The 11,733-nt window shown below is 70.7% G+C and carries 10 protein-coding genes and 1 pseudogene; 3 read left to right on the plus strand and 8 right to left on the minus strand.

Annotated elements, in window-relative coordinates; genetic code table 11:
• Nucleotides 1–81 precede the first annotated feature (81 nt).
• Complete coding sequence (locus Q3Y56_RS05465) at nucleotides 82–1,146, plus strand: LacI family DNA-binding transcriptional regulator (RefSeq protein ID WP_304465477.1); 1,065 nt, start codon at nucleotides 82–84, stop codon at nucleotides 1,144–1,146.
• A 135-nt stretch (nucleotides 1,147–1,281) separates the two neighbouring features.
• On the opposite strand, the gene prcA is transcribed toward Q3Y56_RS05465, so the two are convergent.
• The 5 genes from prcA to arc all read right to left on the minus strand — a co-directional run bounded on the left by prcA (nucleotide 1,282) and on the right by arc (nucleotide 7,008).
• On the minus strand, nucleotides 1,282–2,040 hold the full coding sequence (gene prcA / locus Q3Y56_RS05470; RefSeq protein ID WP_304460833.1) for a proteasome subunit alpha: 759 nt from the start codon (nucleotides 2,038–2,040) through the stop codon (nucleotides 1,282–1,284).
• A 59-nt stretch (nucleotides 2,041–2,099) separates the two neighbouring features.
• On the minus strand, nucleotides 2,100–2,945 hold the full coding sequence (gene prcB / locus Q3Y56_RS05475; protein ID WP_369696712.1) for a proteasome subunit beta: 846 nt from the start codon (nucleotides 2,943–2,945) through the stop codon (nucleotides 2,100–2,102).
• Between the two features lie 146 nt (nucleotides 2,946–3,091).
• Nucleotides 3,092–3,307 (minus strand): ubiquitin-like protein Pup, encoded by a 216-nt coding sequence (locus tag Q3Y56_RS05485; protein ID WP_304460834.1) that lies wholly within the window; start codon nucleotides 3,305–3,307, stop codon nucleotides 3,092–3,094.
• Nucleotides 3,308–3,438: 131 nt separating this feature from the next.
• A complete protein-coding gene (dop, locus tag Q3Y56_RS05490) occupies nucleotides 3,439–4,950 on the minus strand; it encodes a depupylase/deamidase Dop (RefSeq protein WP_304460835.1) in 1,512 nt (503 codons plus the stop codon).
• 291 nt (nucleotides 4,951–5,241) lie between these two features.
• A complete protein-coding gene (gene arc, locus Q3Y56_RS05495; RefSeq protein WP_304460836.1) occupies nucleotides 5,242–7,008 on the minus strand; it encodes a proteasome ATPase in 1,767 nt (588 codons plus the stop codon).
• Nucleotides 7,009–7,260: 252 nt separating this feature from the next.
• On the opposite strand from arc, the gene Q3Y56_RS05500 reads away from it, so the two are divergent.
• On the plus strand, nucleotides 7,261–7,575 hold the full coding sequence (locus Q3Y56_RS05500; RefSeq protein ID WP_304465479.1) for a ferredoxin: 315 nt from the start codon (nucleotides 7,261–7,263) through the stop codon (nucleotides 7,573–7,575).
• Nucleotides 7,576–7,599: 24 nt separating this feature from the next.
• Here the strand turns inward: Q3Y56_RS05500 and Q3Y56_RS33365 are convergent, their stop codons facing one another.
• The 3 genes and pseudogenes from Q3Y56_RS33365 to Q3Y56_RS05515 all read right to left on the minus strand — a co-directional run bounded on the left by Q3Y56_RS33365 (nucleotide 7,600) and on the right by Q3Y56_RS05515 (nucleotide 10,668).
• Nucleotides 7,600–7,947 carry a hypothetical protein gene (locus Q3Y56_RS33365; RefSeq protein ID WP_369696713.1) on the minus strand — a complete coding sequence of 116 codons (348 nt, stop codon included), beginning with the start codon at nucleotides 7,945–7,947 and terminating at the stop codon, nucleotides 7,600–7,602.
• Nucleotides 7,948–8,403: 456 nt separating this feature from the next.
• Nucleotides 8,404–9,390: a tRNA (adenine-N1)-methyltransferase gene (locus Q3Y56_RS05510; protein ID WP_304460837.1), complete on the minus strand. Its 987-nt coding sequence runs from the start codon at nucleotides 9,388–9,390 to the stop codon at nucleotides 8,404–8,406.
• A 28-nt stretch (nucleotides 9,391–9,418) separates the two neighbouring features.
• Nucleotides 9,419–10,668, minus strand: a pseudogene (locus tag Q3Y56_RS05515) (site-2 protease family protein).
• An 81-nt stretch (nucleotides 10,669–10,749) separates the two neighbouring features.
• Between Q3Y56_RS05515 and Q3Y56_RS05520 the strand changes: the two are divergent.
• The gene (locus Q3Y56_RS05520; protein ID WP_304465480.1) at nucleotides 10,750–11,724 is read left to right on the plus strand and encodes a RecB family exonuclease; all 975 of its coding nucleotides are present in this window, start codon (nucleotides 10,750–10,752) and stop codon (nucleotides 11,722–11,724) included.
• The last annotated feature ends 9 nt before the right edge of the window (nucleotides 11,725–11,733 follow it).

Consider the following 11,733-nt stretch of genomic DNA (forward strand, 5'->3'; position numbering starts at 1 on the left):
CGGAGGTTTTACGTATAACCTCCGGGGGTTATACGTACCATGTCAGCTCGCCGCGGGTCCACCGAGATGACCGCGCGGTGGATGAGCGCGGAGGCGGAGGCGATCGTGGCGGAGACGGCGGGGACCCGAGTGACGAGCCGGGACGTGGCGCGGGCCGCGGGCGTCTCACAGGCGACCGTGTCCCTGGTCCTCGGGGACAAGTGGCGCGGCCGGGTCTCGGAGCGCACGGCCGAGGCGGTGCGGGGCGCCGCGCGGGAGCTCGGGTACCGGCCCAACCTCGCCGCCCGCAGTCTGCGGCTCGGGCGCACCAGGACCGCGCTGCTGGTCGTGCCCGCCCTGACGACGGAATTCTTCGCCCGCGTCTACACCGGTGCGACCCGCGTGGCGGCCGACCACGGCTTCGGGGTGGTGTTGTACCCCTCCCCCGCGGGCATCCGGCCCGCCAGCGACCCGTTCGACTCCGCCCGTGCCTCCCTCGACGGTGTGATCGCCTCCTCGATGGCGGCCGAGGCGCTCGCCGCCGTACGGGGCGGGGGGCTGCCGCTGGTGATGCTGGACAGCGATCCGGCCGACGCGGCAGCGGCCGCGACCGTCAACCTCGACATCGCGGGCGGCATGCGGCTGATCGCGGAGCATCTGCTGAGCCTGGGGCACCGGCGGGTCACGCACATCGCCGCGGACATCGATTCCTGGACCTTCCGGGTCCGAGCGCGGGCGCTGGCCGAGGCGTTCGGCACCGTGCCGGGCACGGAGGTACGGACCGAGCCGGCGGCGCTGGGAGTGGAGGACGGGCGGCGCGCGGCGGAGCGGGCACTGTCAGGCCCGGGTCCGAGGCCCACGGCGCTGGTGTGCGACGACGACATCCTGGCGGCGGGCGCCTGCAAGGCCGCACGGCGGCTCGGGCTGCGGGTGCCCGGCGATGTCTCGGTGACGGGCTTCGACGATCTGGCGCTGGCATCGGCGCTGGAGCCGGAACTCACGACGGTACGGCTGCCGGCCGAGGAGGTGGGAGAGCGCGGGATGACGGCGCTGCTGGCCGTGCTGGAAGGGAGGGCCGCGGGCGGGGGCGAGCTGCCGGTGGAGCTGGTGGCGCGGGGCTCCACGGCGCCGCCGCCCGCCATGGCGGGCAAGGACCGCGCCGGGTAAGCATGACTCTGGCGTGCTCGGCGGCGGGCCCCTGAGCGGTCCCCACCGTCTCGTGCCCGTCTGCAGGCCCGGTGGCCGGTTGTGCCCACCCGTTCCGCCCTCCGGAACGACTGCCCACAACCGGCCGTCAGGCGGTTATGCGTCTGAGTCCTCGGAGCTCTCGGGGGACTCGTCCTCGGGCTCCGCGGCCGCGCTCTCGTCCGCCAGGAGGCGGGAGAGCTGGCGGCCCAGGATGCGCTTGAACTTGCGCTGCTGGGGTCGCGTCCGGTCCAGGACGGCGACCTCCAGCTGCTCGGCGGTGAGGCTGCGCTCGCCGCCGTTGGTGTCGCGGGCCAGGGACTCGACCGCGAGCTTGAGCGCCTCCGCCAGCGTCATGCCCTCGCGGTGCCGCTGGTCGAGGTAGCTGCTGATCTGGTCGGCGTTGCCGCCGACCGCGACCGACCCGTGCTCGTCGACGATCGAGCCGTCGTGCGGGAGGCGGTAGATCTGGTCGTCCTCGGGGCCCTCCCCGACCTCGGCGACGATCAGCTCCACCTCGTACGGCTTCTCGGCCGCGCTGGAGAAGATGGTGCCCAGGGTCTGCGCGTACACGTTCGCCAGGCCGCGGGCGGTCACGTCGTCCCGGTCATAGGTGTAGCCGCGCAGGTCGGCGTAGCGCACACCGCCGATCCTGAGGTTCTCGAACTCGTTGTACTTGCCGACCGCCGCGAACGCGATGCGGTCGTAGATCTCGCTGACCTTGTGCAGCGCCCGGGACGGGTTCTCCGCGACGAACACGATGCCGTCGGCGTACTGCAGCACGACGACGCTGCGGCCCCGTGCGATGCCCTTGCGGGCGTACTCGGCCCGGTCGGCCATGGCCTGCTGGGGTGATACATAGAACGGCGTCGTCACCGGCTATCCGTCCCTTTCTGTCACTGTCACTGGCGAATGCATCCCGATCGTCCCGTCTCTCAGAGCAGGGCGGCCCGCGGGCCGTCCGGCTGCTCGAGCCGCCGCTCGTAGACGGCACGGGCGATCTCGGACACCTCGGCCTCGGTGAGCCGCTTGAAGCCCTCGTCGGTGATCACGGTGACGATCGGATAGATCCGCCGGGCCAGGTCCGGCCCACCCGTGGCCGAGTCGTCATCGGCGGCGTCGTACAGGGCCTGGACCACGGCGGTCGCGGCCTGCTCCTCCGTCAGGTCCTCGCGGTACAGCTTCTTGAGGGAGCCGCGCGCGAAGATCGAGCCGGAGCCGGTGGCCGCGAAGCCGACCTCCTCGGAGCGTCCGCCGGTCACGTCGTAGGAGAAGATCCGGCCCTTCTCGCGGTCGACGTCCCAGCCCGCGAAGATCGGCACCACGGCCAGGCCCTGCATGGCCATGCCGAGGTTGCTGCGGATCATCGTGGAGAGCCGGTTCGCCTTGCCCTCCAGGGAGAGCTGGACCCCTTCGACCTTCTCGAAGTGCTCCAGCTCCAGCTGGAAGAGCCTGACCATCTCCACCGCGAGACCGGCGGTCCCGGCGATGCCGACGGCCGAGTACTCGTCGGCGGGGAACACCTTCTCGATGTCGCGCTGGGCGATGACGTTCCCCATGGTGGCGCGCCGGTCACCGGCGAGCACCACGCCGCCGGGGAAGGTCGCCCCCACGATCGTCGTACCGTGCGGGGCCTCCACGGCGCCCTGCACGGGCGGCAGCGGCCGGTTCCCCGGCAGCAGCTCCGGCGCCTGCGCGCCGAGGAAGTCCATGAACGAGGACGAGCCGGGCGTCAGGAAGGCCGCTGGCAGACGCCCTGTGCTACGGGTGTTGGCTTCCACACCATTCCTTCCAGGTAGGTGGTCGCCCGCCGCCTGGCGTCGGGCCGATCTTGTCACACTGCACGGACCATACCCGTGGCCGACGGTGTCATCCGCGCCGTACCGGGACGGTCGGCCTCCGGCACGGCACGGATGTCCGGATCGCCCTACTCGCCGCCCTTTTGCACGAAGGAACGCACGAAGTCCTCGGCGTTCTCCTCCAGGACGTCGTCGATCTCGTCCAGCACGGAGTCGACGTCGTCCGACAGCTTCTCCTGGCGCTCCTTGAGGTCTTCCGCCGCCTGCGCGTCCTGCGCCTGCTCCTCGACCTCCTCGGTGGAACGCGTCGCCCTCTGCTGTCCTCCGGTGTCCTTGGTCGCCATCTACCTCACCCCGCTCGGTCCGCCCAGCTTGAATGGATCGGTCAAGATCAGACCCTACAAGCCGGGTCCGACATCGGCCCCGCACTTTTACAACGCGGGGCCACTTCGATGATTCCCGGCGGAGGGCTGTTTCAGCCCCCCGACAGCAGCCGGACCAGGTCCTCGGCCGTACGGCAGCGGTCCAGCAGTTCCTTGACGTGGTTCCGGGTACCCCGCAGCGGCTCCAGGGTGGGCACCCGCTGCAGAGAGTCACGACCCGGCAGGTCGAAGATCACCGAGTCCCAGGACGCGGCCGCGACGTCGTCGGCGTACTGCTCCAGGCAGCGGCCGCGGAAGTACGCCCGGGTGTCCTCCGGCGGCTGCGTACGGGCCCGGTCCACGTCCCGCTCGTCCACCAGCCGCTTCATCCGGCCCCGCGCCACCAGGCGGTTGTACAGGCCCTTCTCGGGGCGCACATCCGCGTACTGGAGGTCGACCAGGTGGAGCCGGGCCGCGTCCCAGTCCAGCCCGTCGCGCCGCCGGTAGCCCTCCAGCACCTCCCGCTTGGCGATCCAGTCCAGCTCGCCCGCCAGGCTCATCGGATCGTTCTCCAGCCTGCCCAGCACGTCCTCCCAGCGGGAGAGCACATCGCGGGTCTGCTCGTCGGCGTCCGCGCCGAACCGGTCCTCGACGTACTTGCGGGCCAGCTCGTAGTACTCCATCTGAAGCTGCACCGCGGTCAGCGTCCGTCCGCTACGCAGCGTGATCAGATGGCGCAGCGAGGGGTCGTGCGACACCTGGTGCAGGGTCCGTACCGGCTGGTCGACAGCGAGGTCCACGGCGATGAAGCGGTCCTCGATCATCGAGAGCACCAGGGCCGTCGTGCCCAGCTTGAGGTAGGTCGAGATCTCGGAGAGGTTGGCGTCCCCGATGATCACGTGGAGCCGCCGGTACTTCTCGGCGTCGGCGTGCGGCTCGTCCCGGGTGTTGATGATCGGCCGCTTGAGGGTGGTCTCCAGCCCCACCTCGACCTCGAAGTAGTCCGCGCGCTGGCTGATCTGGAAGCCCTGCCCATGGCCGTCCTGGCCGATGCCGACGCGGCCCGCGCCGGCGATCACCTGCCGGGAGACGAAGAAGGGCGTCAGATGGCGCACGATGTCCGAGAACGGGGTCTCGCGCTTCATGAGGTAGTTCTCATGCGTGCCGTAGGACGCGCCCTTGTTGTCGGTGTTGTTCTTGTACAGATGGATGGGCTGGGCGCCGGGGAGCTGGCCGGCCCGCAGCGCGGCCTCGGCCATGATGCGCTCGCCCGCCTTGTCCCAGAGCACGGCGTCCCGCGGATTGGTGACCTCGGGGGCGCTGTACTCCGGGTGCGCGTGGTCGACGTACAGCCGCGCGCCGTTGGTCAGGATCACGTTCGCCAGGCCGATGTCCTCGTCGGTGAGCTGGCTGGCGTCCGCAGACTCACGGGCGAGATCGAAGCCGCGGGCGTCCCGCAGCGGATTCTCCTCCTCGAAGTCCCAGCGGGCGCGGCGCGCCCGGTGCATCGCCGCCGCGTAGGCGTTGACGACCTGGGATGAGGTGAGCATGGCATTGGCGTTCGGGTGACCCGGGACGGAGATCCCGTACTCCGTCTCGATCCCCATCACGCGCCGTACGGTCATGCGGCCCTCCTTGCCCGGCGGCGGCCCCAGGCGGGGTCGGCGCTCAAGTCCCGCTGCGCATCCGGTCCGAGTGCGGTCGGCCCTGATCCCCCACAGCGCGTCGCGGCGGTACCGACGAGCCTAGAACGGCCGCGCGCCCGGTGGGAGATCATTTCGGTCATTGCTCCGGTCCGGTTCATCCATGCAGATCCGCGCAGATCCATGCGGAAACGCGTGTCCGGCTGCGGATGCCCTTCCCCGACCGCCCCTCGGCGGGGGGCTGCCATGGGCATCCGCAGCCGGACCGCGGTGCTACAGGTACTGACCGGTGTTCGCCACCGTGTCGATGGAGCGTCCGGTGTCCGCGCCCTGCTTTCCGGTGACCAGGGTGCGGATGAAGACGATCCGCTCGCCCTTCTTTCCGGAGATCCGGGCCCAGTCGTCCGGGTTCGTGGTGTTCGGCAGGTCCTCGTTCTCCTTGAACTCGTCCACGCAGGCGGCGAGCAGATGGGAGACCCGCAGACCCTTCTGGTCGTGGTCCAGGAAGGCCTTGATGGCCATCTTCTTGGCCCGGTCCACGATGTTCTGGATCATGGCGCCGGAGTTGAAGTCCTTGAAGTACAGGACCTCCTTGTCGCCGTTGGCGTACGTCACCTCAAGGAAGCGATTCTCCTCGGACTCGGCGTACATCTGCTCGACGACCGACTGGATCATGCCCGCCACCGCGGCCTTCGGGGATCCGCCGTGCTCGGCGAGGTCGTCCGCGTGGATGGGCAGGGTCTCGGTCAGGTACTTGGAGAAGATGTCCTTGGCCGCCTCCGCGTCCGGACGCTCGATCTTGATCTTCACATCGAGGCGGCCGGGGCGCAGGATCGCCGGGTCGATCATGTCCTCGCGGTTGGAGGCGCCGATCACGATGACGTTCTCCAGGCCCTCCACACCGTCGATCTCGGAGAGCAGCTGCGGAACGATGGTGTTCTCCACGTCCGAGCTGACTCCGGAGCCGCGGGTGCGGAAGAGGGAGTCCATCTCGTCGAAGAAGACGATGACGGGTGTGCCCTCGCTCGCCTTCTCCCGGGCCCGCTGGAAGATCAGGCGGATGTGCCGCTCGGTCTCGCCGACGTACTTGTTGAGCAGCTCGGGGCCCTTGATGTTGAGGAAGAAGCTCTTCCCCGCGGGCTGCCCGGTCACCTCGGCGACCTTCTTGGCAAGGGAGTTGGCGACGGCCTTGGCGATGAGCGTCTTGCCGCAGCCGGGCGGGCCGTACAGCAGCACGCCCTTGGGCGGCCGCAGTTCGTGCTCCTTGAAGAGGTCGGGGTAGAGGTACGGGAGCTCGACCGCGTCCCGGATCAGCTCGATCTGGTTCCCCAGGCCGCCGATCTTGGTGTAGTCGATGTCCGGGACCTCTTCGAGGACGAGTTCCTCGACCTCGCTCTTCGGTACGACCTCGTAGACGTAGCCGGATCGGGGCTCCAGCAGCAGGGCGTCACCGGGCCGGATGGTGGTGTCCAGCAGCGGCTCGGCGAGCCGCACCACCCGCTCCTCGTCGGTGTGCCCGATCACCAGGGCGCGCTCGCCGTCCTCGAGGATCTCCTTGAGGGTGACGATGTCCCCGGCGCGCTCGAACTCCATGGCCTCGACCACGTTGAGCGCCTCGTTGAGCATGACTTCCTGGCCGCGCTGGAGCTCTTCGAGCTCGATGCTCGGGCTGACGTTCACCCGGAGTTTCCGGCCTCCGGTGAAGATGTCGGCCGTGCCGTCCTCGTTCGCCCGCAGAAAGACCCCGAAGCCGGCCGGCGGCTGCGCGAGCCGGTCGACTTCCTCCTTGAGTGCCACGATCTGGTCGCGGGCCTCACGGAGGGTGCTGGCGAGCCGCTCGTTCTGTGCGGACACGCCCGCCAGGTTGGTCTGCAGCTCGACGATCCGCTCTTCGAGAATCCTCGTGTGACGCGGAGAGTCGGCGAGCTTGCGTCGCAGGACGGCGATTTCCTGCTCTAGGTAGGCAACCTGACCGGCGGGGTCTTCAGACCCCCGCCCGGGCCGGATGCCGCGGTTGCTGTCGTCGTCGTGGGCTGCCACGGTCCTCACCTCCTCCAAGGGGAGCTGGACGCTTCCTGACCCTACCTGGGCCGGTGCGGGTTGAAACCCCTAGATCACAAACCCGAACAGGGTGTGTCCGATCTTCACCCTTGCGCACGTCCTCACAGCAGGTGATACCCACCCAACAACATCGGAAAGCGACCGGTTGTATCGTCTGAGTGGTCAACACCCGCCAGTGCTGGCTTCTTTTAGTCCATGCTGGTACATGTCCGCAGAAACGGCAGGCTCTATATGACCGTGCAGAGGGAAGACCTCGTCACCAGCTCCGACGGCGCCGCTCTGGAGGTCTGGATCGACCAGGACCTGTGCACCGGGGACGGTATTTGCGCCCAGTACGCGCCCGAGGTCTTCGAGCTGGACATCGACGGGCTGGCGTACGTCAAGAGCGCCGACGACGAGCTGCTTCAGGACAAGGGTGCCGTCACCCCGGTCCCGCTGCCGCTGCTGGCCGACGTGGTGGACTCCGCGCGCGAGTGCCCCGGCGAATGCATCCACGTACGCCGCGTCACGGACCGGGTCGAGGTCTACGGACCCGACGCCGAGTGATCCGCGACCTCGTACGGTGACCTGTCAGACACTCCCCGCGGCCGGCAGGGCCCTGAGGACGAACTTCCCGTCCTGCCACCGCCAATTGACCTTGCGTTGCAGGTCGGGACAGCAACGCGGCACCTCGGTCGAGGAGTAGCCGAGCAACGTGGCCGAGACCGTCGTGCCGCGCAGCGCGAAGCCGCTGACGCTCATGCCCTCCTTGGGGTCGAGGAACGTCTCCACGATCCGGGGCGGGAAGCCCCCGTCGGCGGCCGCGGCCAGCACGTAGATCCCGCTGGGCGGGGTGCCCGTCTCGGTGTGGCAGCGCACCACGGCGACCGTCTCCGGGGTCCCGTCGCCGTCGAGATCGCCCGAGGCTCGCTGCACCACGTCCAGCCGGGTCGGACCGCAGTCGACCGGGTAGCGGGCGGCGGTGGGTCGGGCGCCACGGCGCGGGGGTCGGGCGTCAGGGGGCCGGGGCACCGGCCCGGGCGCGCGCGGCGGACGCCTTGGCGCCCGATGGCTGGAGGACGGACGCCGCGGCCACCACGCCGGTCAGCGCGGCCGCGGTGGCGAGCCAGTGCACCGGCCGGGGACGGCTGTGCGGGAGATCAGGGCCATGGGGTGGCGGGAACGACGCAGTAGAGGACTCTGCGCCTGCCGGAGGCTGCACGCGGGGTGACTCCTGTGAGAGCTGCGGCTGGGGGTGCCCAGCATGGTGCCACATGTCACAGTCGGCGGGAACTACCGGGGCGGCGTTTCCGGCCAGGGCCCGCTAACGCCGCAGCCACCGGCTTCCGGTACGGGAAGTCGGTGGCTGCGCAGAGGTGTTGGAGGCGGGGCGGATCAGCCCTGCCCGGCGGGGCCGCCGGAGCTGTCGGCGGCGTCGTCCTTGCCGCTCTTGGCGTCGCCCGCGGTGGCGTCCTTGCCGCCGCCCGCGGTGTCCTTCGCGCCGCCCCAGCCTGCGTAGTCCTCGCCGTACGCGCCCTTGGCGGGCCGGCGGCGGCGCAGCGGGGGCTCGACGCCGTCGGCGAGCCGGCGGGCGGTGAGCAGGAAGCCGGTGTGGCCGATCATGCGGTGGTCGGGGCGGACGGCCAGGCCCTCGATGTGCCAGTTGCGGATCATCGACTCCCAGGCGGCCGGCTCGTTGAACGTGCCGAAGTCGCGGATCGCCTCGACGGTGCGGGCGAGCTGGGTGGTCGTGGCCACGTAGGCGCACAGGATGCCGCCGGGGACGAGCGCCTTGGAGACGGCCTCCAGGCACTCCCAGGGCGCGAGCATGTCGAGGATGACGCGGTCGACGTCGGTGTCCGACAGGTTGTCCTGGAGGTCGCCGACGGTCAGCCGCCAGGCGGGGTGCGGGCCGCCGAAGTAGCGCTCCACGTTCGCCTGGGCGATCTCGGCGAAGTCGGCCCGCCGCTCGTACGAGTGCAGCATCCCCTGGTCGCCGATGGCGCGGAGCAGGAAGCTGCTGAGCGATCCGGAGCCCACGCCCGCCTCGACGACGCGGGCGCCGGGGAAGATGTCGGCGAAGGCCAGGATCTGCCCCGCGTCCTTGGGGTAGACCACGGCGGCGCCGCGGGGCATGGACAGGACATAGTCGGGGAGCAGCGGGCGCAGCGCGAGGTAGGCGACGTTCCCGGTGGTACGGACAACACTGCCCTCGGGGGCGCCGATCAGCTCGTCGTGAGGGAAGGAACCCTTGTGGGTGTGGAAGTTCTTCCCGGCTTCGAGCGTGAACGTGTAGTGGCGTCCCTTGGGGTCGGTGAGCTGGACCTGGTCCCCGACCTTGAAGGGCCCGCGACGGCGGGCGGCACCGGTCGGTTCGGACATGTGAACAGCCTACCGGTCTTTTTCGGACTCACTTGCCTGCGGGCTGGGGGCGGGCCATGGCCGCCACGAAGGCCCGCTCGACGTCCGCCGTGGACAGCACGCCGTAGATCTCGCCGGTCTCCTCGACCACGAGGTACTCGGTGGCCGGGGTGGCGCGGAGGGTGTCGAGGAGTTCCTCGCCGGTGAGCTCGGCGGAGACCTTCATGCCGTCCCGCAGATCCTGGGCGAGGCCGCTGACCGGGACCCAGGGGCGGCGGTGCTCGGGGATGCCGACGATGGCCGCCTCCCGCACCACGGCGGTGGGGACGCCGTGCCCGTCCACCACGACCAGGGCCCGCGCCCCGGCCTCGTTCGCGCGCCGCAGCGCCTCGGACAGGGGGTGTCGGCGGCCACGGGGACGGCGCGCCGGGTCAGCGTACGGGCCCGCAGGTCCGGCAGCCGCTCGCGCAGCCGCGCCATGCGCAGGCTGTTCCCGGCACCGGTCCAGATGATGGCGGCGAGGATGGCGGCCAGCAGCGCGTCGGTGAGGGACTCGAAGCTGCCGAAGCCCTCCGCGTCGTCGCTGAACCCGCCCGCCTGGCTGAGCAGCGGGAGCCCGATGAGCACCGTGACGGCCAGCGCCCGGCCGGTCCAGGCGGCGGCCACGGTGCCGGTCATCGGCTTGCCGCTGATCTTCCACACGACGGCGCGGAGCATCCGGCCGCCGTCCAGCGGCAGGCCGGGGAGGAGGTTGAAGACGGCCACGATGAGGTTGGAGATCATCAGGCCGGCCAGCAGGACGCCGGGCACGGTGCGCGGCTCGACGAGCTGCATCGCCAGGTAGAACAGCCCGGACAGGACCAGGGAGAGCAGCGGGCCGACGAAGGCCAGCACGAACTCCCGGCCCGGGGTCTCGGTCTCCTTCTCTATCTCCGAGACGCCGCCGAAGAACTGCAGCTGGATCCGGCGGACGGGGAGCTTGTAGCGGAGCGCGGCCACGGTGTGCGCCAGCTCGTGGACGAGTACGGAGGCGTAGAAGGCGACCGCGAAGAAGAGCGAGACCAGGTACCGGGCGGCGCCGAGCTCGGGCAGTACGCGGTCGAGCTGGTCGCCGAAGACCCAGGTGATCAGGGCGGCGACGAGGAACCAGCTGGGGGCGACGTAGACGGGGACGCCGAACGGCCGCCCCATGAGAAAGCCGCCGCCCACCTCCCGGGGGCGCTGCGGCTTCTCGCCGTGGGGTCCGGTCGCGGGGTCGGCTCCCCCGCCGCCGGACTTGCGCTGCCCGCTGTTGTCCACGGTGTCCCCTCGTCGGATACATCCCCCCGCACCCGTTTGGTACGGTCCCACGATCATGCAGTGCGAGGGCCTCTGCCGTCGATGGTATGCGGCCCGCTGTCAGTGGCGGGCCGTAGGGTCTTCGCCATGGGAACCGTCACCGGGACAGCCGAAGAGCCCTCAGCGGCCGGATCCGCCGCCGCCCGCGCCGCCGACGCCGCGCGGCCGACGTCGCTTTCGCCGTCGCGGGCGGCCGACTTCATACGGTGTCCGCTGCTGTACCGCTTCCGGGTGATCGACCGGCTGCCGGAGAAGCCGAGCGCCGCGGCGACGCGCGGGACCGTGGTGCACGCGGTCCTGGAGCGGCTCTTCGACTCCCCGGCGGCGGAGCGGACGGCCCCGCGGGCCCGTGCGCTGGTGCCGGGTGAGTGGCAGCGGCTGCTGGCGGGGCGGCCGGAGCTGGCGGAGCTGTTCGCTCGGGAGGACGGCAGCCAGGACGCCGAACGGCTGGCGGAGTGGCTGGGGGACGCGGAGCGGCTGGTCGAGCGGTGGTTCGCGCTGGAGGACCCGACCCGGCTGGAGCCCGCCGAGCGCGAGCTGTACGTGGAGACGGTGCTGGAGTCCGGGCTGACGCTGCGGGGGTTCATCGACCGGGTGGACGTCGCGCCGACCGGTGAGGTGCGGATCGTCGACTACAAGACCGGCAAGGCACCCGCCCCGCAGTTCGCGGGAGAGGCGCTGTTCCAGATGAAGTTCTACGCGCTGGTGCTGTGGCGGCTGCGCGGCGCGGTGCCGCGCCGGTTGCAGCTGGTCTATCTGGGCAGCGGCGATGTGGTCACGTACGACCCGGACGAGGGCGACCTGCGCGGGGTGGAGCGCAAGCTGCTTGCCCTGTGGGAGGCGATCCGGCTGGCCACCGAGTCCGGTGACTGGCGGCCGCGCCCGACCAGGCTGTGCGACTGGTGCGACCACCAGGCGCGGTGCCCGGAGTTCGGCGGCACTCCCCCGCCGTACCCCTTGGAGATCATCCCGGCACCGTCCGGCGGGGCGGGCCAGGGCAGAATGGGGCAGGTCTAGCGAAGGAGA

Origin of the sequence: Streptomyces sp. XD-27 (assembly GCF_030553055.1) — a bacterium.
Lineage (GTDB): Bacteria > Actinomycetota > Actinomycetes > Streptomycetales > Streptomycetaceae > Streptomyces.